24 protein-coding genes are annotated in these 22492 nt (G+C 65.3%); all 24 read right to left on the bottom strand.

Features of this window, described 5'->3' with window-relative positions:
• Nucleotides 1-4: 4 nt before the first annotated feature.
• The 24 genes from SPHME3_RS21345 to SPHME3_RS0110605 all read right to left on the bottom strand — a co-directional run bounded on the left by SPHME3_RS21345 (nucleotide 5) and on the right by SPHME3_RS0110605 (nucleotide 22393).
• Nucleotides 5-157, bottom strand: coding sequence for a hypothetical protein (locus SPHME3_RS21345; RefSeq protein WP_017979164.1), 153 nt, complete (start codon nucleotides 155-157; stop codon nucleotides 5-7).
• Between the two features lie 111 nt (nucleotides 158-268).
• Nucleotides 269-553 carry a DUF1467 family protein gene (locus SPHME3_RS0110720; protein ID WP_017979165.1) on the bottom strand — a complete coding sequence of 95 codons (285 nt, stop codon included), beginning with the start codon at nucleotides 551-553 and terminating at the stop codon, nucleotides 269-271.
• A 4-nt stretch (nucleotides 554-557) separates the two neighbouring features.
• Entirely contained in the window at nucleotides 558-2210 is a 1653-nt protein-coding gene (locus tag SPHME3_RS0110715) for a ribonuclease J (protein ID WP_017979166.1), read from the bottom strand.
• 57 nt (nucleotides 2211-2267) lie between these two features.
• Complete coding sequence (locus tag SPHME3_RS0110710) at nucleotides 2268-3062, bottom strand: type III pantothenate kinase (RefSeq protein ID WP_017979167.1); 795 nt, start codon at nucleotides 3060-3062, stop codon at nucleotides 2268-2270.
• 10 nt (nucleotides 3063-3072) lie between these two features.
• Nucleotides 3073-3780: a biotin--[acetyl-CoA-carboxylase] ligase gene (locus SPHME3_RS0110705; RefSeq protein WP_017979168.1), complete on the bottom strand. Its 708-nt coding sequence runs from the start codon at nucleotides 3778-3780 to the stop codon at nucleotides 3073-3075.
• On the bottom strand, nucleotides 3777-5231 hold the full coding sequence (gene nuoN / locus SPHME3_RS0110700; protein WP_017979169.1) for an NADH-quinone oxidoreductase subunit NuoN: 1455 nt from the start codon (nucleotides 5229-5231) through the stop codon (nucleotides 3777-3779). The genes SPHME3_RS0110705 and nuoN overlap by 4 nt, the downstream gene beginning before the upstream one ends.
• Entirely contained in the window at nucleotides 5231-6778 is a 1548-nt protein-coding gene (locus SPHME3_RS0110695; protein ID WP_017979170.1) for an NADH-quinone oxidoreductase subunit M, read from the bottom strand. Before SPHME3_RS0110695 ends, nuoN begins: the two co-directional genes overlap by 1 nt.
• Nucleotides 6775-8916, bottom strand: coding sequence for an NADH-quinone oxidoreductase subunit L (nuoL, locus tag SPHME3_RS0110690; RefSeq protein WP_017979171.1), 2142 nt, complete (start codon nucleotides 8914-8916; stop codon nucleotides 6775-6777). Before nuoL ends, SPHME3_RS0110695 begins: the two co-directional genes overlap by 4 nt.
• Before the next feature lie 5 nt (nucleotides 8917-8921).
• Nucleotides 8922-9227, bottom strand: a complete 306-nt coding sequence (nuoK, locus tag SPHME3_RS0110685) for an NADH-quinone oxidoreductase subunit NuoK (RefSeq protein ID WP_017979172.1) — start codon at nucleotides 9225-9227, stop codon at nucleotides 8922-8924.
• Nucleotides 9224-9835 carry an NADH-quinone oxidoreductase subunit J gene (locus tag SPHME3_RS0110680; protein WP_017979173.1) on the bottom strand — a complete coding sequence of 204 codons (612 nt, stop codon included), beginning with the start codon at nucleotides 9833-9835 and terminating at the stop codon, nucleotides 9224-9226. The genes nuoK and SPHME3_RS0110680 overlap by 4 nt, the downstream gene beginning before the upstream one ends.
• Nucleotides 9836-9878: 43 nt before the next feature.
• The gene (nuoI, locus tag SPHME3_RS0110675) at nucleotides 9879-10367 is read right to left on the bottom strand and encodes an NADH-quinone oxidoreductase subunit NuoI (protein ID WP_172436196.1); all 489 of its coding nucleotides are present in this window, start codon (nucleotides 10365-10367) and stop codon (nucleotides 9879-9881) included.
• Between the two features lie 94 nt (nucleotides 10368-10461).
• The gene (gene nuoH / locus SPHME3_RS0110665) at nucleotides 10462-11511 is read right to left on the bottom strand and encodes an NADH-quinone oxidoreductase subunit NuoH (protein WP_017979176.1); all 1050 of its coding nucleotides are present in this window, start codon (nucleotides 11509-11511) and stop codon (nucleotides 10462-10464) included.
• Nucleotides 11508-13511 (bottom strand): NADH-quinone oxidoreductase subunit NuoG, encoded by a 2004-nt coding sequence (gene nuoG, locus SPHME3_RS0110660; RefSeq protein ID WP_017979177.1) that lies wholly within the window; start codon nucleotides 13509-13511, stop codon nucleotides 11508-11510. The genes nuoH and nuoG overlap by 4 nt, the downstream gene beginning before the upstream one ends.
• Nucleotides 13511-14815: an NADH-quinone oxidoreductase subunit NuoF gene (nuoF, locus tag SPHME3_RS0110655; RefSeq protein WP_024310282.1), complete on the bottom strand. Its 1305-nt coding sequence runs from the start codon at nucleotides 14813-14815 to the stop codon at nucleotides 13511-13513. Before nuoF ends, nuoG begins: the two co-directional genes overlap by 1 nt.
• Nucleotides 14815-15483 (bottom strand): complex I 24 kDa subunit family protein, encoded by a 669-nt coding sequence (locus SPHME3_RS0110650; RefSeq protein WP_017979179.1) that lies wholly within the window; start codon nucleotides 15481-15483, stop codon nucleotides 14815-14817. The genes nuoF and SPHME3_RS0110650 overlap by 1 nt, the downstream gene beginning before the upstream one ends.
• Nucleotides 15483-15788: a nuclear transport factor 2 family protein gene (locus SPHME3_RS0110645; RefSeq protein WP_232479821.1), complete on the bottom strand. Its 306-nt coding sequence runs from the start codon at nucleotides 15786-15788 to the stop codon at nucleotides 15483-15485. Before SPHME3_RS0110645 ends, SPHME3_RS0110650 begins: the two co-directional genes overlap by 1 nt.
• Nucleotides 15789-15817: 29 nt before the next feature.
• Nucleotides 15818-17029: an NADH-quinone oxidoreductase subunit D gene (locus tag SPHME3_RS0110640; protein ID WP_172436197.1), complete on the bottom strand. Its 1212-nt coding sequence runs from the start codon at nucleotides 17027-17029 to the stop codon at nucleotides 15818-15820.
• A 20-nt stretch (nucleotides 17030-17049) separates the two neighbouring features.
• Nucleotides 17050-17892, bottom strand: a complete 843-nt coding sequence (locus tag SPHME3_RS0110635; protein WP_017979182.1) for an NADH-quinone oxidoreductase subunit C — start codon at nucleotides 17890-17892, stop codon at nucleotides 17050-17052.
• Entirely contained in the window at nucleotides 17889-18440 is a 552-nt protein-coding gene (locus SPHME3_RS0110630) for a NuoB/complex I 20 kDa subunit family protein (protein WP_017979183.1), read from the bottom strand. Before SPHME3_RS0110630 ends, SPHME3_RS0110635 begins: the two co-directional genes overlap by 4 nt.
• Before the next feature lie 5 nt (nucleotides 18441-18445).
• Nucleotides 18446-18820 carry an NADH-quinone oxidoreductase subunit A gene (locus SPHME3_RS0110625; RefSeq protein ID WP_017979184.1) on the bottom strand — a complete coding sequence of 125 codons (375 nt, stop codon included), beginning with the start codon at nucleotides 18818-18820 and terminating at the stop codon, nucleotides 18446-18448.
• A 223-nt stretch (nucleotides 18821-19043) separates the two neighbouring features.
• The gene (locus tag SPHME3_RS0110620; RefSeq protein ID WP_017979185.1) at nucleotides 19044-19856 is read right to left on the bottom strand and encodes an inositol monophosphatase family protein; all 813 of its coding nucleotides are present in this window, start codon (nucleotides 19854-19856) and stop codon (nucleotides 19044-19046) included.
• Between the two features lie 148 nt (nucleotides 19857-20004).
• The gene (gene efp / locus SPHME3_RS0110615) at nucleotides 20005-20568 is read right to left on the bottom strand and encodes an elongation factor P (RefSeq protein WP_017979186.1); all 564 of its coding nucleotides are present in this window, start codon (nucleotides 20566-20568) and stop codon (nucleotides 20005-20007) included.
• A gap of 63 nt (nucleotides 20569-20631) precedes the next feature.
• Entirely contained in the window at nucleotides 20632-21231 is a 600-nt protein-coding gene (locus SPHME3_RS0110610; protein WP_017979187.1) for a M23 family metallopeptidase, read from the bottom strand.
• 151 nt (nucleotides 21232-21382) lie between these two features.
• Nucleotides 21383-22393: a L,D-transpeptidase family protein gene (locus tag SPHME3_RS0110605; protein ID WP_017979188.1), complete on the bottom strand. Its 1011-nt coding sequence runs from the start codon at nucleotides 22391-22393 to the stop codon at nucleotides 21383-21385.
• Between the last annotated feature and the right edge of the window lie 99 nt (nucleotides 22394-22492).

The raw sequence follows: 22492 nt of genomic DNA, 5'->3' as shown, positions 1-22492 counted from the left end.
GGCGTCAGTTCGGGTGTTGCTCGCGGACCTTCGGGTCGCGTAGCAGATCGTCGATCGCGGCGGCGATGCGCGCTGCGACCAGCGGCCGCCCTTCTTCATCCATCAGGTGGAGCGCGCGTTCGAGCAAGTCGAGCGCTTGGCCGTGCCTGTCGTACACCGATCGGGCCTTTCGTCAGTCACCACCCTCTGTGGCGGCGGCAAAAGCCTATCAGGCAACGACTTGCGCGAACCTGACACGAACATGACAATCAAGTCAGGCCGATCGGGACTAGCTGCGATTGTAGACGGCCTCGCGATCAAACAGGTCGAGCATCTGCGGTGTGACCCAGCCGAACTCGTAATTGGCGATGAACAGGCCGAACAGGATCGTCGCCACGATGGTCACGCGGACCGCGAGGCGGCCGAGGCGGAATTCGTGCGGCGCACTTTCCGCCTGACCCGCGACGTGCTCACCCCCAACTTCGTGGGTCGTGCGCACGCCCCAGGGCAATACGAGGAACACCGAGAACGCCCAGAACAGGACGTAGATCGCAAGCATCGACGTCCAGCGCATGGGATCAGGCCTCGACGATCAACACGTCGACGATCGGCTTCTTGCCCGTCCAGCGGGTCGCGATGCGCCGCACCGCGAGCCGGACGTCCTCGCGCCGGCGGTCGAGTTCGCGCCGCTGGCCCTTCAGCGCTTCGGCAGCGGCCTCGGCGGCATCTTCGATAAAGGCCGCGCGATCCTCTTCGACCGGAACGCCTTGGACGCGCACCTGCGGCCGGCCGAGCAGCCGCCCATCCTTGCCGATCGCGACCGCGACCGAAATCTGGCCATTGATCGCCAGCTTGCGACGTTCGTTGATCGTCGATCCGTCCGCCGGCAGGATCACGTCACCGTCGAGCACCAGGCGGCCGACACTGGCATTGCCGATCTTCTCGGGCTTGCCGGGCAGCAGCCGAATGACGTCGCCATCGCTCTGCACGATCGACTGCGGCACGCCCTCGCTCAGCGCGAAACGGGCATGCTCCATCATGTGACGCATCTCGCCATGGACCGGCACCAACGTCTGCGGACGGATCCACTTGTACATCTGTGCGAGTTCCGGCCGGCCGGGGTGACCCGAGACGTGGACGTGCGCCTGCCGCTCGGTAATCATCACCACGCCTTTGGACGCCAGTGTGTTCTGGATCTTGCCAATCGCAACCTCGTTGCCCGGAATCTGCTTCGATGAGAAGATCACCGTGTCGCCAAGGTCGAGCTTGATCGTGTGCGAGCCATCGGCAACCCGTGCCAGCGCCGCGCGAGGCTCACCCTGGCCGCCCGTGGCGACGATCAGCACCTTGTTCTTCGGCAGCCGCATCGCGGTGTCGGGATCCACCGTCTCAGGGAAATCGGCCAGATAGCCCGTCGCCTGCGCGACCTTCAGAATCCGGTCGAGCGAGCGGCCGGTGACGCACAGCTTGCGGCCCGTCTCCCGCGCGACCTGCCCCAAAGTATGGAGGCGCGCCGCATTGGACGCGAAGGTGGTGACAAGCACCCGCCCCTTCGCGCGCGCGATCTGCTCTGCCAGGCCGCGACGCACCGATGCCTCGGAGCCGGATGCTTCCGCGTTGAAGACGTTGGTCGAATCGCAGACCAGCACATCGACGCCGGCATCGCCGATCTGGGTCAGCCGTTCGGGGCTGGTCGGCTTGCCGATCACCGGCGTGGGATCGAGCTTCCAATCGCCGGTGTGGAACACGCGGCCGGCCTTGGTTTCGATCACCAGCGCATTTGGCTCGGGGATCGAGTGCGACAGTTCGATGAAGCTGACGCCGAAGGGGCCGATCTGCGCGCCCGCGACGCCGCTCTTGCCCGGCTGGATCACGCGCAGCTTGACGCGATGGGCGTTGCCCTCTTCCTCCAGCTTGCCGCGGATCAGGCCGGCCGTGAACGGCGTCGCATACAGCGGCACGCCCAGGTCTTCGGCGAGATAGGGCAGTGCGCCGATGTGGTCTTCATGCCCGTGCGTCAGGACGATCCCGACGAGATCGTTCAGGCGATCCTCGATGAAGGACAGATCGGGCAGGACGATATCGATGCCGGGATACGCGGCGTCGGCGAAGGTCACGCCCAGATCGACCATCAGCCACTTGCCGGCGTGGCCATAGAGATTGACGTTCATGCCGATCTCGCCCGAGCCACCCAGGGCGCAGAAGAGAAGTTCGTTGGTTTTGGGAGTCATTGATGTCTTTCGTGAATTGCGTAGCGCCCGCAGGCCGGTGAATGGCGCGAGCGCGTCTCAGCCGATATGGGCGTTTTGGTACATGATCGCCAGCCCCTGGATGGTCAGGTCCGGCTCGATGACGTCGAAGACGTCGGTATGTTGTTCGAATAACGTCGCCAGGCCGCCGGTCGCGATCACCTTAGCGGGTCGGCCGATCTCCGCCTTCATGCGTGCGACCAGTCCTTCGATCATCGCGATATACCCGAAATAGACCCCGATCGTCATCTGATCGACCGTGTTGCGGCCGATGACGCTGCCGTTCACCGGCGCTTCGATCGCGATGCGCGGCAGTTTGGCCGCGGCGCTGACCAGAGCATCCAACGACAGGTTGATACCGGGTGCGATGATCCCGCCCTTATACGCGCCGCTATAGTCGCTCACGTCGAAGGTCGTCGCCGTGCCGAAATCGATGACGATCAGGTCCCCCGGGTGCAGCGCGTGCGCCGCAATGGTGTTGACCGCGCGGTCCGCGCCCAGATTCTGCGGCTCGTCGACATCCAGCGCGATCCCCCATTCCACCGGCGCGCGGCCGGCGATCAGCGCCTCCGACCCGAAATACTTGCTGCTGAGCACCTGCAAATTGTGGAGGGCGCGGGGTACGACGGTCGCGATGATGACGGCGTCGATCTGCGACCGGTCATAGCCTTCCAGCGCGAGCAGCTGGCTCAGCCATACGGCATATTCGTCCGCCGTCCGCCGCGGATCGGTGGCGATGCGCCAGCGCGCCTTGATCGTGCGGGCACCGGCCTCGCTCATGTCCACCAGCGCAAACACGACATTGGTGTTGCCGGCATCGACGGCGAGCAGCATCCTCACTCCTTCACAGCAGAAAAACGTCGCCGGCATGAATGACATGCCGGGCACCCGACGCCAAGCGCAGGATCAGCGCGCCGTCAGCGTCCAGCCCATCGAACAGGCCGTCGACCGCGCTTCCATCGGGCAGACGGGCGGTGAGTGGCGTGCCGAGCGGATGCGCAGCCGCAAGCCATGCCGAGCGAATGGCTGCGATCCCCTCGCCGCGCCAGCGCGCCAGCCATCGCGCGAACGCTTCGGAGAGCACTTCGGCAAAGGTCGCCGGATCGACGATGGCGCCGTGCGCGGCAAGGCTCGTTGTCGGGCGATCGGCGAGGTCGGGATGATGCGCCAGATTGACGCCGATGCCGACGACCACCGCATCGCCGCTCCGCTCCAGCAGAATGCCTGACAGCTTCGCACCAGCGATGACCACGTCATTCGGCCATTTCAGCCGAGCCGTCCCGGATGGCGTCAGAAAAACACCCAAAGCATCGTGGAGAGCAACCGCAGCGGTGAGCGCCAGCGTCGCAGGCGGTGGATCGCTAGCCCGGAGACGGACCAGCGTCGATCCCGAGAAATTACCCGGCGGCGCGCTCCATGTCCGTCCCAGCCGGCCGCGCCCCGCCGTCTGCCGCTCGGCACGGAGCCACAGCCCCTCCTCCGCGCCCTGCGTGGCGAGGAGGAGCATATCGGCGTTTGTGGATCCCGTTTCCGAGATGAAGCGGATGGTCAAACGCCTGGGAACAATGCGCGAGCGGCGGCCATCGTCCAGCCACCGAGCAGCGGGATGGCGAGATAGCCGAGCGGCGACACGAAGGCGGCCGTCAGCACGATCAGGCCGCCCTCGACGGGGCTGTTACCCTTCACGAACGCCGGTGCCGGTTCGTCGAAGTACATCGTCTTGACGACGCGCAGGTAATAATAGGCGCCGATCGTCGACGCCGCGATACCGATCACCGCGAGCGGGAACAGCCCGGCCTTCACCGCCGCGTCGAACACCGCAAACTTCGCGTAGAAGCCGAACAGCGGCGGAATGCCGGCGAGGCTGAACATGAAGATCGCGAGCGCCGCGGCAAGACCCGGACGGGTCCGCGACATGCCCGACAGCGAGGCGATGCTCTCGACGGGCTGGCCCGCCTCGTCACGCATCTGCAGGACGATCAGGAACGATCCCAGCGTCATGGCGATGTAGATCGTCATGTAGGTGAGCACGCCCGCCACGCCCTCCGGCGTACCCGCCGCAAGGCCGACCAGCGCGAAGCCGACGTTGTTGATCGACGAATAGGCGAGCAGGCGCTTGATGTTGCTCTGGCCGATCGCGGCGACCGCGCCGAGGATGATCGAGGCGAGCGCGGCGAAGATGACGATCTGGCGCCACTGGTCGGTCGCCGGGCCCATCGCCTCGACCGCGACGCGGACGGCGAGGCCCATCGCCGCGACCTTCGGCGCCGAGGCGAAGAAGGCGGTGACCGGCGTCGGCGCGCCTTCATACACGTCGGGCGTCCACATATGGAACGGCACGGCCGAAATCTTGAAGGCGATACCGGCGAAGACGAACACCAGCCCGAACAGCAGGCCCAGCGACTTCGTGCCGGCATAGGCCGCGGCGATCCCGCCGAACAGCGTCGTGCCCGAGAAGCCATAGACCAGGCTGATGCCGTAGAGCAGGATGCCGCTCGCCAGCGCGCCGAGGATGAAATATTTGAGGCCTGCTTCCGCGGACCGCGTGTCGCGGCGCATGAAGCTCGCCAGCACATAGGCCGAGAGGCTCTGCAGTTCGAGACCGACGTACAGCGTCAGCAGGTCGCTCGCCGACACCATCATGCCCATGCCGGCCGCAGACAGCAGGATGAGCACCGGATATTCGGGACGCAGGTCGTCGCCGCTGGTGCGCTGGAAGAAGTCCGGTGCCATCAGGATAGCGACGGCGGCGGCGACGAAGATCAGCACCTTGGCGAACGCGGCAAACGCGTCGGCGCGGTACAGCCCGCCGAACGCGCTGCCGCCCGAACCCGCAGGCCCCATCAACGCGACGCACGCGCCGGCCAGGATCGCAACCGCAGCCCAGGACACCGCGCGGGTCGACGCCGGTCCACCCCAGGCGGCGACCAGCATCAGGACGATGGCGCCGACGCCGAGGATCACCTCGGGCAGCGTCATGGCGAGATTGGCGGCGTAATCCATCAGTGCGTGGTTCCGTGGGCAGCGGCGGCGTGCGCCGCGGCAGGAGTGGTCGCGGCGGGCTTGCCGGCGGTCGGCTTGGAATCGGACGGCGGCGCTGCCCGATCGACGCGGGTCAGAAGGACGGCGACGTCCTTGCGCATCGGCGCCATGAAGCTTTCCGGATAGACACCCATCCACAGCGCGACCGCGGCGATCGGGGCCAGCAACCAAAGCTCGCGATGCGACAGGTCTTCCATCGCGCGGACCTCGTCCGACTTGATCTCGCCAAAGGCGATACGACGGTAGAGATAGAGCATGTACGCGGCGCCGAGGATGATGCTGGTCGTGCAGAGCAGCGCGATCCAGGTCGACACCTGATACGTGCCCATCAGCGACAGGAATTCGGCGACGAAGCCGCTCGTCCCCGGCAGACCGATCGACGCCATGGTGAAGAACAGGAAGAACAGCGCGTAGCGCGGCATGTTGATCGCCAGACCGCCGTAGCGGCTGATCTCACGCGTGTGCAGGCGATCGTAGATGACGCCGACGCACAGGAACAGCGCACCCGACACCAGGCCGTGGCTCAGCATCATGATCATCGCGCCTTCGATACCCTGCCGGTTGAAGGCGAACAGGCCGATCGTCACGATCGCCATGTGCGCAACCGACGAATAGGCGATCAGCTTCTTCATGTCCGACTGCACCAGCGCGACGAGGCTGGTGTAGATGACCGCGACCGCCGACAGGCCGAAGATCAGCCAGGTGAGCTGGCCCGACGCCTCGGGGAACATCGGCAGGCTGAAGCGCAGGAAGCCGTAGCCGCCGAGCTTCAGCAGCACGCCCGCCAGGATCACCGACCCCGCGGTCGGCGCCTGCACGTGCGCGTCGGGCAGCCAGGTGTGGACCGGCCACATCGGCATCTTCACCGCGAACGAGGCGAAGAACGCCAGCCACAGCCACGTCTGCACATGCGCCGGGAAGTCGAAGCTCTGCAGCGCCGGGATGCTGGACGTGCCCGCGGTCTGCACCATGTACAGCATCGCGATCAGCATCAGCAGCGAGCCGAGCAGCGTATAGAGAAAGAACTTGTACGACGCGTAGATGCGGTTCACGCCGCCCCAGATACCGATGATCAGATACATCGGGATCAGGCCGGCCTCGAAGAACAGGTAGAACAGGAACAGGTCCTGCGCCGCGAACGTGCCGATCATCAGCGTTTCGGTGAGCAGGAACGCGGCCATATATTCCGGCACGCGGTTCGTCACCGACCGCCAGCTCGCCCCGATGCAGATCGGCATCAGGAAGACGCTGAGCATGATCAGCATCAGCGCTAAGCCGTCGATGCCGAGGTCCCAGGCGAAGAAGCCGAGGCGCGGGCCGTGCTCGACGAACTGCCACTGCGCTCCGCCGATGTCGAAGTTCGCCCAGAGCAGGATGCCCAGCGCAAAGTCGGCAAAAGTCGCGCCCAGTGCGACCATCCGCGCGGTCGCGGCGGGGACGAACAGGCAGGCGATCGCCGCGAGCGCGGGGATCAACAGCATGATCGTCAGGATGGGGAAGCCGCTCATTGTGCGATCGCCCAGGTGACGACGGCGGTCAGACCGATCAGCATGACGAAGGCATAGGTATAGACATATCCGTTCTGGAGCCGGCCGGCGATGCGGCTGGACCGCTCGACGATCCACGCCGAACCGTTCGGCCCGAAGCGATCGATCGTCTTTTCGTCACCGCGATGCCACAGGAAGCGGCCGATCGCGAAGGCGGGGCGGACGAAGAGCAGGTTATACAGCTCGTCGAAATAATATTTGTGGGTGAGGAAGCGGTACAGGACGCGGAACTGCTCCGCCACCGCGGCGGGGAAGGTCGGCGCCTTGATATAGGCGTACCAGGCGGTGAACAGGCCGGTCAGCATCGCGACCGTCGCCGACAGCTTTACCCAGGTCGGCACCTCATGCATCGCGTGCATCAGATGCTCGCGGAAAGCGATGTCGCCCTTCCAGAAGCTCTCCCCCGCACTCGGCTCGATGAAATAGCCGTGGAAGACGAAGCCGGCCGCGATCGCGCCGATCGACAGCACGATCAGCGGGATCAGCATCGGCAGCGGGCTTTCGTGCGGATGATAGCCACCCGTCCCCGCCGGCAGATCATGCTGCGCCGGCCCGTGCGTCGAGGGATGGTCGCCCGCATCCTCGGCCTGCGCCGGGTTGCCGTGCGCCTCATCGGCGTGATGCGCGTCGTGTGCATGGGCGTCATGACCGTGAGCGTGATCGTCATGGCCGTGGCCATGTGCATCATGGAGCGCGTGCTGGATATGCTCCGACGCGGCCCAGCGCGGCTTGCCCCAGAAGGTCAGGAACATCAGCCGCCACGAGTAGAAGCTGGTGATCAGCGCGACGAGCACACCGACGAACCACACACCGGGCTCGCCGGCGGCCCAGCTTGCCTCGATGATCGCATCCTTCGAATGAAAGCCTGCGAAACCGATGCCGAGCGGATTGCCGAACACCGCGGGCAGGCCGACGCCGGTGATCGCCAGCGTGCCCATCATCATGCCCCAGAAGGTCAGCGGGATGCTTTTCCGCAGACCGCCATAATAGCGCATGTCCTGCTCGTGGTGCATCGCGTGGATGACCGAGCCGGCCCCCAGGAACAGCAGCGCCTTGAAGAAGGCGTGCGTGAACAGGTGGAACATCGCCGCACCATAGGCCCCGACGCCGGCGGCGAAGAACATGTAGCCGAGCTGCGAACAGGTCGAATAGGCGATGACGCGCTTGATGTCGGTCTGCACCATGCCGACGGTCGCGGCGAACAGGCAGGTCGCGGCGCCGATGAAGGTGACGAAGTGCAGCGCGGTCGGCGACATTTCGAACATCGGCGACAGGCGGCACACCATGAAGACGCCGGCGGTAACCATCGTCGCGGCGTGGATCAGCGCCGACACCGGGGTCGGGCCCTCCATCGCGTCCGGCAACCAGGTATGCAGGCCGAGCTGCGCCGACTTGCCCATCGCGCCGACGAACAGCAGCAGACAGAGCACGGTCATCGTGTCGGCGCGGAACCACAGGAAGCCGATCGTCGATCCGGCCATGTTCGGTGCCGCGGCGAGGATCGCCGGGATCGAGACGGTGCCGAACACCAGAAAAGTGCCAAAGATGCCGAGCATGAAGCCCAGATCGCCGACGCGGTTGACGACGAACGCCTTGGTCGCGGCCGCATTGGCCGACGGCTTGCGGAACCAGAAACCGATCAGGAGGTACGAGGCGAGGCCCACGCCCTCCCAACCGAAGAACATCTGGACCAGCGTGTCCGCGGTCACCAGCATCAGCATCGCGAAGGTGAACAGCGACAGATAGGCGAAGAAGCGCGGCTGGTCCGGATCCTCGCTCATATAGCCCCAGCTATAGAGGTGGACGAGCGCCGACACGCTGGTGATGACCACCAGCATGATCGCGGTCAGCTGGTCGACGCGCAGCGACCAATCGACCGCCATGTCACCGCTGACGATCCAGGTGAGCACCGGTACGACCTGCGCCGTGCTGGTGCCGGCGAGGAAGCCGAGGAAGATCGGCCACGACAGCAGGCACGATACGAACAGCGCGCCGGTCGTGATGACCTTGGCCGGCACGAAGCCGATCGCCTTGTTGCCCAGCCCCGCGACCGCGGCCGCGAGCAGCGGCAGGAATACGATGAATAAGATGGCGTGCACCGAAATCAGCCCTTCATCCGGTTGACGTCATCGACCGCGATCGTGCCGCGGCCACGGAAATAGATCACCAGGATCGCCAGCCCGATCGCCGCCTCACCCGCCGCGACGGTCAGCACGAACATCGCGAAGATCTGGCCGACCAGATCGTGGAGGAAGGCCGAGAAGGCGACGAGATTGATGTTCACGGCGAGCAGGATCAGCTCGATCGCCATCAGGATGACGATCAGATTCTTGCGGTTCATGAAGATGCCGAGCACCCCCATGGTGAACAGGATCGCCGCGACGACCAGATAATGCGTCAGACCAATCACAGCTGGACCCCCTGGCCGACCGTCGGCTGCGTGTTGCGCGTCGCATCCTGAGGACGGCGCGCATTCTGGCGGGCGATATTCTGCCCGCGCACGCCGCCACGCTGACGATGCGTCAGCACGATCGCACCGATCATGGCGACCAGCAGCACGAAGCCCGCCGCCTCGAACACGAACAGATAGCGCGTGTAGAGCAGCTGCCCCATCGCCTGGATGTTCGGCACGGTGCCGTCGATCGGCGCGATGCGCTGGCTGATCTTCAGGCCGCCGGCGCTCCACGCACCGATACCGATCAGGATCTCGGCGGCGAGCGCCACCGCCAGCGCCAGGCCCAGCGCCGCATAGCGCGCGAACCCGGCGCGCAGCTGCGCGACCTCGATGTCCAGCATCATGACGACGAACAGGAACAGCACCGCGACCGCGCCGACATAGACGATGACGAGCAGCATCGCGATGAATTCGGCGCCGACGAGCACCATCAGCCCCGCCGCGTTGAAGAAGGCGAGGATCAGCCACATGACCGAATGCACCGGGTTGCGCGACGAGATCGTCATCGCACCCGACCCGATCACGACGATCGCGAAGAGATAAAAGGCTATGGCCTGGATCACGAGTTGGTCGGCCCCCTCAGCCCGGAATCAAGTGCGGCGCGCATTAACGGTACGGCGCATCGGCGGCAAGGTTCGCCGCGATCGCCCGCTCCCAGCGGTCACCGTTGTCGAGGAGCTTGGCCTTGTCGTAGATCAGCTCTTCGCGCGTTTCGGTCGAAAATTCGTAGTTCGGCCCTTCGACGATCGCGTCGACCGGGCACGCTTCCTGACACAGGCCGCAATAGATGCACTTGGTCATGTCGATGTCGTAACGCGTCGTGCGGCGGCTGCCGTCGTCGCGCGGCTCGGCCTCGATCGTGATCGCCTGCGCCGGGCACACCGCCTCGCACAGCTTGCACGCGATGCAGCGTTCCTCGCCATTGGGATAGCGACGCAGCGCATGCTCGCCGCGGAAGCGCGGGGAGATCGGGTTGCGCTCGTAGGGATAGTTGATCGTCGCCTTGGGCTTGAAGAAATACTTCAGCGTGAGGGCGTGCGCCTTCACGAACTCCCAGAGCGTGAACGATTTGACGAGTTGACCTACGGTCACGATCCGAACCCCATAACCCGGTCGATGGCGACGACCGTCAATCCGATAATCACGCCGCCCAAGGCACGGCGCCACAGGTTGCTGGCGAGCATGGCGCTCATAGCGGCACCCGCATCCACATCAGCACGCCCGACACCAGGAACACCCAGAGCAGCGACAGCGGCAGGAACACCTTCCACCCCAAACGCATCAGCTGATCGTAGCGGTAGCGCGGGACGGTCGCCTTCACCCAGCTGAAGATGAAGAAGAAGATCAGCATCTTGATGAAGAGATTGATGATCCCCGGCACCCAGGTGAACGGCGCGAAGTTGAAGAACGGCAGCCAGCCACCCCAGAATAGCGTCGCGTTGAGCGCACACATCAAGAGCACGTTGGCATATTCGCCGAGCCAGAAGAGCGCGAAGCTCATCGAGCTATATTCGGTCTGATACCCGGCGACGAGCTCGCTCTCCGCCTCGGTCAGGTCGAACGGCGCGCGCTGCGTTTCCGCCATCGACGAGATGAGGAACACCACTGACATCGGGAAGAGCAGCGGGTTGAGCACGAAGCCGTTGATCGGCAGGCCGTAGAGGTTCTGCTGCGCCAGCACGATCGCGGACAGGTTGAAGCTGCCCGCCCACAGCACGACGGTGACGAGGACGAAGCCGATCGCGACTTCGTAGCTGACCATCTGTGCCGCGGCACGCAGCGCCGAATAGAAGGGATATTTCGAGTTCGACGCCCAGCCCGACAGGATGATGCCGTAGACGCCGAGCGACGAGGCCGCGAGCACGTAGAGCAGGCCGACGTTGATGTCGGAGAGCACGACGCCCGCGCCGAACGGCACCACCGCCCAGACGATCAACGCCACCGTGAAGGTGATGATCGGCGCCAGCAGGAACAGCGTGCGATTGGCCGCGGCCGGCACGATCGTTTCCTGCAGGAAGACCTTCAGGCCGTCGGCGAACGACTGCAGCAGGCCGAGCGGGCCGACGACGTTCGGACCGCGACGCAGCGCCATCGCCGCCCAGATCTTGCGATCGGCATAGATGATCATCGCGACGGCGAGCATCAGCGGCAGCGCGATGACCAGGATACCGATGATGGTCGAGACGAACCACGCCCAACCATAGGGCAGCCCGACCGTGGTGTTGAAGAAATCGGTCACTCCGCCGCCTCCGCGAACGTCTCGCCATGGACCAGTTCAGCCGAGCAGCGCTGCATCGTCGGGGACGCGCGGCAGATGGCGTTGGTCAGATAAAAGTCCTTGATCGGATAGCCGGCAAGGCTCCCCTGCCCCGCGCCATCCAGCGCCGGCGGGTTCCATTCGTAGCCGGCCAGCTGACCGACATGGCGCAGCGCCGGCACCTCGGTCGCCATCGCTTCGCGCAGACCGCCAAGCGTGTCGAACGGCAGCGTGTGGCCGAGCACTTCCGACAAGGCACGGAAGATCGTCCAGTCTTCGCGCGCGTCGCCCGGTGCGAACACCGCGCGCTCGCCGCGCTGGACACGGCCTTCGGTGTTGACCCAGGTGCCCGACTTTTCGGCATAGGTCGCACCCGGCAGGATCACGTCGGCGTGATGCGCGCCCTGATCGCCGTGATGGCCGACATAGACCTTGAAGCCGCCGAACGCGGTGAAATCCACCTCGTCCGCGCCCAGGAAGAAGGTGACGCCCGCGCCGCGCAGATCGGCGATACCGCCCTTCTGCGCATAGCCGAGCATCAGCCCGCCCATACGGCTCGCCGCCATGTGAACGACGTTGAAGCCGTTCCAGCCGTCACGCACCAGGTTGAACTGCTTGGCGAAAGCGAGTGCGGCGCCATGGCCACCCTTCAGCGCACCACCACCGACGATCACCATCGGCGCCTTGGCGTCGGTGAAAATCTTGGCAGCCGCCTCCGGCAGATTGCCGAGCAGCGACAGGTCGGCGCCGAGCCATTCGACCTTGTAGGTCAGCTCCGTCTCCGGTCCGATCGCGAAGACCTTCGCGCCCTTTTTGATCGCTTTGCGGATGCGCGTGTTGATCAGCGGCGCTTCCCAGCGCAGGTTGGTGCCGACCAGCAGGATCGCGTCCGCCTGTTCGACGCCCGCGATCGTGGTGTTGAAGTTCACCGCGGCGAGGCTGGACGTATCATAGTCCATGCCGGTCTGGCGGCCTTCGAGCTTGGTCGAACCGAGCGTCGCGAGCAACGCCTTAGCGGCATACATCGTCTCGCAATCGACGAGATCGCCCGCCACCGCAGCGACGTTCGATCCGGCTGCGGCGACGCGATCCTTGATCACGCCAAACGCCTCATCCCAGCTGACCGCGACGAGCTTGCCGTCACGACGCACGTACGGGCGATCCAGGCGACGACGCACCAGACCATCGACGTGGTGGCGCGTCTTGTCGTGCGCCCATTCCTCGTTGACGTCTTCGTTGATGCGCGGGACGCAGCGCAGCACCTGACGGCCGCGGCTGTCGAGGCGGATATTGGTGCCGACCGCGTCCTGGACGTCAATCGTCAGCGTCTTCTTGAGCTCCCATGGCCGCGCTTCATAGGCGTAGGGCTTCGACGTCAGCGCACCGACCGGGCACAGGTCGACGACGTTGCCGCTCAATTCGCTCGTCACCGCCTGTTCGAGGTAGCTGGTGATCTGCATGTCCTCGCCGCGATAGATCGCGCCGATTTCCTCCACGCCCGCAACCTCTTCCGCGAAGCGGACGCAGCGGGTGCACTGGATGCAGCGGGTCATGATCGTCTTGACGATCGGACCCATATACTTCTCGGTCACCGCCCGCTTGTTCTCGGTATAGCGGCTGTGGCCCTTGCCGTAGGCGACGGACTGGTCCTGCAGGTCGCACTCGCCGCCCTGATCGCAGATCGGGCAGTCGAGCGGATGGTTGATGAGCAGGAATTCCATCACGCCTTCGCGCGCGTTCTTCACCATCGGCGTGGTGGTGAACACTTCCTGATTGTCCGCGGCGGGCAGCGCACACGACGCCTGGGGCTTGGGCGGCCCCGGCTTCACCTCGACGAGGCACATGCGGCAATTGCCGGCGATCGACAGCCGTTCGTGGTAGCAGAAGCGCGGGATTTCCTTGCCCGCCGCCTCGCACGCCTGGAGCACGGTCGCTCCCTGCGGCACCTCGACCTCGATCCCGTCTACTTTAAGCTTCGGCATTATTCGGCAGCTTCCTGCATCGGGGCGAGATCGCCGCCGTTGCGCGAGTTGATGCGACGTTCCAGTTCCGGGCGGAAGTGGCGGATGAGGCCCTGGATCGGCCACGCCGCGGCATCGCCCAGCGCACAGATCGTGTGGCCTTCCACCTGCTTCGTCACCTGCTGCAGCGTGTCGATCTCGGCAATGTCGGCGTCACCGGTGCGCAACCGCTCCATCACGCGCCACATCCAGCCGGTGCCTTCGCGGCACGGCGTACACTGGCCGCAGCTTTCGTGCTTGTAGAAGTAGCTGATCCGGCTGATCGCGCGGACGATGTCGGTCGACTTGTCCATGACGATGACCGCCGCGGTGCCGAGGCCCGAGCCGACCGCCTTCAGACCATCGAAGTCCATCGGCGCATCGATGATGTCCTTGGCCGGCACCAGCGGCACCGACGAGCCGCCGGGAATGACCGCCAGCAGATTGTCCCAGCCGCCGCGGATACCGCCGCAATGCGTCTCGATCAGTTCGCGGAAGGTGAGGCCCATCGCGTCTTCGACGACGCAGGGCTTGTTCACGTGACCGCTGATCTGGAAGAGCTTGGTGCCCTTGTTGTTCTCGCGACCGAAGCTGGAGAACCATTCGGCGCCGCGCCGCAAGATCGTCGGGCCGACCGCGATCGATTCGACGTTGTTGACCGTCGTCGGGCAGCCATACAAGCCCGCGCCCGCCGGGAACGGCGGCTTGAGGCGCGGCTGGCCCTTCTTTCCTTCGAGGCTTTCGAGCATCGCGGTTTCTTCGCCGCAGATGTACGCGCCGGCGCCACGATGGACGAAGACGTCGAAGTCGTAACCCGATCCGCAGGCATTCTTGCCGATCAGCCCGGCGTCATACGCCTCGGCGACGGCCGCAAACAGCGTCTCGGCCTCGCGGATATATTCGCCGCGAATGTAGATATAGGCGGCGCGCGCGCGCATCGCGAAGCCAGCGATCAGCGCGCCCTCGATCAGCTTGTGCGGATCGTGACGGATGATCTCGCGGTCCTTGCACGAACCGGGTTCGGATTCGTCGGCGTTGATGACGAGGAAGTTCGGCCGATCGGGCTTCGGCTCCTTCGGCATGAACGACCATTTGGTGCCCGTGGGGAAGCCCGCGCCGCCACGACCGCGAAGACCCGACGCCTTGATGACGTCGATGATCGCGTCCTGGCCGAGCGCCATCAGCGCCTTGGTATTGTCCCAGTCGCCACGCTTCAACGCCGCTGCCAAGTTCCAGGGCTGGAACCCGTAGACGTTGGTGAAGATGCGATCCTTGTCGGCAAGCATCAGGCCCACTCGCTCCGGTAATCGTGGTTCTCTTGCGTCATCGCGGTCAGCGTCGTCGGGCCGCCTTCGGGGCAGCTCGTCTGGCGGCCGATGGTCGAGCCGGTCTTCGGCTGCTCGCCCTTGGCCAGCGCCTCCAGCACCTCGATGGTGCGGTCGTAGTCGAGATCCTCGTAATTGTCGTCGTTGATCTGGACCATCGGCGCGTTGGCGCAGGTGCCGAGGCACTCGACCTCGGTCAGCGTGAACAGGCCGTCGGGCGTCGTCTTGCCCTTGATCAGCCCCTTGTTCTTGCACGCCGCCAGCACGTCATCCGACCCGCGTAGCATGCACGGCGTCGTGCCGCAGACCTGGACGTGATAGCGGCCGACCGGCGCGAGGTTGAACATCGTGTAGAAGGTCGCGACCTCGAACACGCGCATGTACGGCACGCCGATCTGGCGCGCGACGAACTCGATCACCGGAACCGGCAGCCAGCCTTGCGTCTGCGTTTCCGCACCGACCTGACGCTGCGCCAGGTCGAGGAACGGGATCGAGGCCGACTGTTCGCGGCCTGCGGGATAGCGCGCGAGGATCTCGTTCGCCTTCTTCTGGTTCTCTTCGGTCCACGCAAAACCGCCCCAGCGTGCGCGGGTTTCGGCTTCGTCGGGGATCTGGGCTGCTTCAGCCATCAGCGGATGAACTCCACGCGCGACACCTTGTCGCCTTCAAACGAATAGACGGACATGACTTCGAACGTCTCGCCACCGGGCGCACGCTCGACCGCCTCATGCAGGACGACCGTCTCCCCCAGCTCAAACGTCGCAAGAATGTCCGCACGATTTTGCGGATATTGCGCGAACATCGCCTTCAGGCCCGACCGCACGCCCTCCCGACCCTCGCGCAACACGGCGCCGCGATAGCCCGCCTCGCAGGCATCGTCGGTCATGAACGCGACATAGGCGTCGGCGTCCTGCGCATTGTAGCGCGCGATCATGGCGTGCGCGATGCCGAGCCGGTCGATGCTCACCGGTCGCACTCGCCGAACACGATGTCCATCGCGCCCAAGATCGCGGTCGTATCCGCCAGCATGTGGCCCTTCGACATGAAGTCCATGGCCTGCAGGTGGCTGAACGCGGTCGGGCGGATCTTGCAGCGATAGGGCTTGTTCGATCCGTCGGCGACCAGGAACACGCCGAACTCGCCCTTGGGGCTTTCGGTCGCGACATACACTTCGCCGGCCGGGACGTGATAGCCCTCGGTGTAGAGCTTGAAGTGATGGATCAACGCTTCCATCGAGCTCTTCATCTCGGCGCGCTTGGGCGGCACAACCTTACGGTCGGTCGATGCGATCGGCCCTTCCGGCATTTCGGCGAGGCACTGCTTCATGATCCGCGCGGACTGGCGAACCTCTTCGACGCGCACCATGAAGCGGTCGTAGCAATCGCCGCGCGTGCCGACCGGAATGTCGAAGTCCATGCGCGCATAGGCGTCATAGGGCTGCGACTTGCGCAAATCCCACGGAATGCCCGCGGCGCGGATCATCGGGCCGGAGAAGCCCCAGGCGATCGCATCTTCGCGGCTGACCGTCGCGATATCGACGTTGCGCTGCTTGAAAATGCGATTGTCGGCGACCAGCGAAATCGCGTCCTCGAACAGGCGCGGCAGGCGCGTGTCGAGCCAGTCGGCGATATCGGTCAGCAGCTTGAGCGGCACGTCCTGATGGACGCCGCCGGGGCGCATGTAATTGTGGTGCATGCGCGCGCCCGAGGCACGCTCGAAGAAGTTGAGGCAGTCTTCGCGGATCTCGAACAGCCACAGGTTCGGCGTCATCGCGCCGACGTCCATGACGTGGCTGCCGAGGTTGAGCATGTGGTTCGAGATGCGGGTCAGTTCGGCGAAAAAGACGCGCAGATACTGGGCACGCAGCGGCACCTCGATATCGAGCAGCTTTTCGACGGCGAGCACGAAGCTGTGCTCCATGCACATCGGCGAACAGTAATCGAGCCGGTCGAAATACGGCAGCGCCTGCGCGTAGGTCTTGTACTCGATCAGCTTCTCGGTGCCGCGATGCAGCAGGCCGACATGCGGATCGACACGCTCGATGATCTCGCCGTCGAGCTCCATGACGAGGCGCAACACGCCGTGCGCCGCGGGATGCTGCGGACCGAAGTTGATCGTGTAGTTCTGAATCGTCACGTCGCCGGTCGTCGGATCGGCGGCATCGGTGACGTGCATCAGTTCGTCGACATAGTCGCTCACTGGTTCTGTCCTTGGCCCTTGGTCGGGATCACGTCGGACGCGGCCGGCTTGTCGCCGCCCTTGTTGCCCGCATGCGGTTCGCCCGCGCCCGTTTGCGACGGCGCCTCCGTGGTCTTCGGCTCGTTCGTGACGGGCGCCGCCTTCGGCTGCGTCGGCGCGTCGGCCTTGACGATCGTATCCGCCTTCAGCGGCGTCGGCGCGCCCTTGGCTTCGGGGACCATGCCCTTCTCGTCGCCCGGCAGCACATATTGCGCGCCTTCCCACGGGCTCTGGAAGTCGAAGTTGCGGAAGTCCTGCGCCAGCTGAACCGGCTGATAGACGACGCGCTTCGCCTCTTCCGAATAGCGCATCTCGACGAACCCGGAGAGCGGGAAGTCCTTGCGCTGCGGATGGCCGCGGAAGCCATAGTCCGTCAGGATGCGGCGCAGGTCGGCGTTACCGGCGAACAGCACGCCGTACATGTCGTACACCTCGCGCTCCAGCCAACCGGCGACCGGCCAGATGCCCGTGACCGACGGCACCGGCTTGCCCTCGTCGGTGGCGACGTGGACGTGCAGGCGATGGTTCCGCGTCAGCGACAGCAGGCAATAGACGACCTCGAACCGCTCCGCACGATCCGGATAGTCGACGCCGGCGATTTCCATCAGCTGCTGATATTCGAGGCCGGGCGTATCGCGCAGCTTGGTCAGCGCGTCGGCGATCGCCTCACGCTCTACGTAGAGCGCAACCTCGCCGACCTGGTCAACCGCGTCGATCAGCGCCGCGCCGAGCGTCGCGCGGACCGCTTCGATCGTTTCGCCATTGAGGTTCGCCGCAAAGGCGGGAGCGGGCGCCCTCACCGTTCGATGCTCCCGCTGCGGCGGATCTTCCGCTGCAACTGCATGATGCCATAGAGTAGCGCTTCCGCGGTCGGCGGGCAGCCGGGGACATAGATGTCCACGGGCACCACGCGATCGCAACCGCGCACGACGCTGTAGCTGTAATGGTAGTAGCCGCCGCCGTTGGCGCAGCTGCCCATCGAGATGACGTACTTCGGCTCCGACATCTGGTCGTAGACCTTGCGCAGCGCCGGCGCCATCTTGTTGCACAGCGTGCCGGCGACGATCATCACGTCCGACTGACGCGGGCTGGCGCGCGGCGCGGCACCGAAGCGTTCGAGATCGTAGCGCGGCATGTTGACGTGGATCATCTCGACCGCGCAGCAGGCGAGGCCAAACGTCATCCACCACAGCGAGCCGGTACGCGCCCACTGGAACAGCTCTTCGGTCGAGGTGACAAGGAAGCCCTTGTCGGTCAGCTCGCCGTTCAGGCTGTCGAAAAAGCCCTGGTCCGGCTGCACCAGAGCGGTGCCCGCGGCCGAGCGATCGAGTTCAACGGGTCCGGACATGGGGGTCATTCCCAATCCAACGCTCCCTTTTTCCAGGCGTAGACGAGGCCGAGGGCCAGTTCGCCGATGAAGATCATCATGGAGATCCATGCGGTCCAGCCGATGCTGAAAACCGAGACTGCCCAAGGATATAGGAACGCGGCTTCAAGATCGAAGATGATGAACAGGATCGCGACGAGATAAAAACGCACGTCGAACTGGCTGCGCGGATCCTCGAACGCGGGGAAGCCGCACTCATATTCCGACAGCTTCTGCTCGTTCGGCTTGTTGCTGCCGGTCAGCCGCGACACCGCCATCGGCAGGAACACGAAAGTGCTCGACAGCGCGATGGCGACGCCCAGGAACAGCAGGATCGGCAGATATTGCGACAGGTCAACCAAAGGGCATCTCGCACATGCGATAGGAATGGGGTGGCTTTAGGCCTCCGCGCCGGGTCGGGCAAGGCCGTGGGGCGTGAGAATGAATCGCAGAAAGGCGCGGTTCAGGCGCGCACCCTCACCCTTCCCACTGCCTGCGGCAGTGGGCCCCTTCCCTCTCCCGACGGGAGAGGGACAAGCAGGCGCAGCCTGAGAGAGGGTGAAAGCGGGTCGGACCGCCCTGCAATCAGCGCAGCGCGCCGGCGACCAGCTTGTGCAGCTTGACGTGCAGGCCGTCGTTGGCGGCGAGGAATTCGTTCTTTTCCATCGCCCGGTCGGCACCGCGGAAGTCGGTGACATAGCCGCCGGCTTCCTTGACGAGCAGCAGGCCCGCCGCCGTATCCCAGGGCTTGAGGCCCGATTCCCAATAGCCGTCGAAGCGACCCGCCGCGACCCAGGCGAGATCGAGCGCAGCCGAGCCGAAACGACGGATGCCGGCGACTTCGGGCGCGACCGCACCGAAGATGCGGCTCCACTGGACGAAATCGCCATGGCCCAGGAACGGAATACCCGTGGCGATCAGCGCTTCCGACAGATCGCGGCGCGCCGAAACGCGCAGGCGCTGGTCGGTCAGCCAGGCGCCGCGGCCCTTTTCGGCCCAGAAGCTCTCGTCGGTCAGCGGCTGGTAGACGAGCGCGGTCGTGATTTCGCGCTTGCCGGCCGGGGTCTGCTCCTCGACCGCGATCGAGATCGCGAAATGCGGGATGCCGTGGAGGAAGTTCGACGTGCCATCCAGCGGATCGATGATGAAGCGCGGCTTGTCGGGATCGCCCTTCACCTCGCCGCCCTCTTCCATCAGGAAGCCCCAGTCGGGACGCGCCTTGCGCAATTCCTCGAACAGGGTCTGCTCGGCGCGCTTGTCGGCGATCGACACGAAGTCGGCAGGCCCCTTGCGGCTGACCTGGAGGTGCTGAACCTCGTTGAAGTCGCGACGCAGCGCGGTGCCGGCCTTGCGGGCGGCGCGCTCGATGACGGTGAAGAGGCCGGAATGGGAGGGCATGGGATAATCTCTGTACCCCTCTCCCGGCGGGAGAGGGAGGGGCCCGCCGCCGTCAGGCGGTGGGAGGGTGAGGGTCGGATGAAGGCTCTGCCCTCACCCGACCTCGCTACGCTCGGCCACCCTCTCCCGATGGGAGAGGGATCATCAATCAATCCGCGCGGCGGACGTACGTCTGCTCGTAGACGTCGACGACGATGCGCGTGCCGGCACCGATGTGCGGCGGCACCATCACGCGGACGCCATTGTCGAGGATCGCGGGCTTGTAGCTGGACGAGGCGGTCTGCCCCTTCACCACGGCATCCGCCTCGACGATCGTCGCTTCGATCGTGCTGGGCAGTTCGACCGAAATCGGCTTTTCGTCATACAGTTCGAGCACGACGTCCATGCCATCCTGCAGGAAGGCCGCGGCATCGCCGAGGATGCCCGCGTCGAGCGTGATCTGTTCGTAGCTTTCCTTGTCCATGAAGGTCAGCTGGTCACCGTCGCGGAAGAGATACTGGAAATCCTTGGTGTCGAGCCGGACGCGCTCGACCGTCTCCGCCGAGCGGAAGCGGACGTTGTTCTTGCGGCCGTCGATCAGGTTCTTCATCTCGACCTGCATGTACGCACCGCCCTTGCCGGGCTGCGTGTGCTGGATCTTGACCGCGCGCCAGATGCCGCCTTCATATTCGATGATGTTGCCGGGACGGATGTCCACGCCGCTGATCTTCATGGGATTGAACCTACTGGAAAGAGCGAGTTTGGCGGGCGATGAGCCACGCCGGGTGGCGGCGCTTTACCGTGCGGGCGCCGACCCGGCAAGCATCGGGAACGGATTGACGTCCTCGCCCTGATACCAGCGATCACCCGCCGCCATGCGCTGCATGCCGAAATGGAGGTGATAATTGCCAGCACCCGCATCGCCGGTGTCGCCGACATAGGCGATCGTCTGCCCGGCCCGCACGGGCTGGCCGACGGCGATACCCGGCGCGTAGCCCGACAGATGCGCGTAATAATAGACCCAGCGGCGGTCGGGCGAGCGGATGTAGAGCGTCGTACCGCCGCGGCCGGACTGGAACAGCTTTTCGACGCGGCCGGCCGCGGCGGCGAGAACGGGGGTGCCGGCGGGGGCGGGAATGTCCGTGCCGTGATGGCCGCGGCTGCCGCCTTCGCGTGGGTCATTCCAGCTGTCCATGATCGTGCTGCGGGCAATGCCGGCGACGGGGACAGTGAGTTGGCCGGTCGGTGCCGGAGCCTCGGCGGCCGGTTCGGGGGCGCTCACCGCTGCCGTCGCGCGGCGCGCGGAGGGATCGGCCGTACCGAAGCGCGTCATGGCGACGAATGCCGCTACGAGCAGCACCAAGCCGATAAGGATGCCCCAGCCGAGGCGGGTCATGCGGCGATCCCTCCGTCACCCCGGACTCGTTCCAGGGTCCACCGGGCCGCAAGGGCGCGGCAGGAGGCCCTAGCCGCCCCCCTCGCCGCAGAGTGGACCCCGGAACGAGCCCGGGGTGACGGCGACTTTGGTGCGAGCGTCACCATCCCATTCACGCTTGGAACACCGCCTTGGTGCCCGGCTTCACCATCTGCGCCAGGCGCGCGACATCCCAGTTGGTCAGGCGGATGCAGCCATGGCTTTCCGTCCGGCCGATAAGCTCGGGGTGCGGTGTGCCGTGGATGCCGTAATGCTCCTTCGACAGGTCGAGCCACACCACGCCAACCGGACCGTTCGGCCCCGGCGGCAGCAACTCCTTCTCGTCGCCCTTCTTCGCGTCCCAGAACAGCGCAGGGTTATAGTGGAATTTCGGGTTATAGTCGGCGCCGTAGATCTTCCACGTGCCCAGCGGCAGCGGATCGTGCTCCGACCCCATCGTCGCGCTGAACTGCGCGATCAACTTGTCGTCCTTGTCGAGGACGCGGAGCACCTTGTCTGATTTGTCGACGACGATGTGATCGGCGACCGGCTGGTTGGCGTCGACGTTGAGCATGTTGAGCGTCTGGCGCCAGTGATCGGGCAGCTTGGTGTCGTAGTTGCGCGACGCGGGCAGCGCATTGGGGACGATGATCGTGTTGCCGACCTTCAGTCGCGTCGAGGGGGAATTGAGCGCGATCAGCGTCTCGGGGCTGGTGTGGAACATCTCCGCCAGCTTTTCCATCGGCGTCGCATAGCCGATCGTCGGCAGCTTCGCCTGCTCGCCGTAATCCTTGGGCAGCGGGTTGATATACGGCCCAGCGAGCGCCTCGCGCGTCAGCATGAAGCGCGCGGTCGGGCGCTTGGCACGATAGGGATAGAGCGCCGCGAGCGTCGCGGCGTCGGGCTTGCCGGTCTTGGGCAGACCCTTGGCTTCCTGGAACCCCTTTAGCGCGGCGGTGAGCGACTGGCCGCCCTTTCCGTCGAGCAGGCCGGGACCGAAGCCGAGCGAATCGAGGATGACCTGGACATGGAGCAGGTTGCGGTCAACGGGCTTGGCCGCCGGGGCGGCTTGGGGTGCCTGTGCCGTCGCCGACGCGGCGAGCGCGGCGCCCGCCATGAGTGCCGTGGTGAGTGCCGCCTTCATCAATCCGCTCCCTGACCGTTACGCAGGCGGATCAACGGGCGGAGGGGCTAAGGGTTTCGTGGAACAGCCGTTTTGTGCGGAGCGCTTCGCTTTCCGCCT

This window comes from Sphingomonas melonis DAPP-PG 224 (assembly GCF_000379045.1).
In the GTDB taxonomy this organism is placed as follows: domain Bacteria; phylum Pseudomonadota; class Alphaproteobacteria; order Sphingomonadales; family Sphingomonadaceae; genus Sphingomonas; species Sphingomonas aquatilis.
This window is presented reverse-complemented; position numbering and strand designations above follow the sequence as displayed.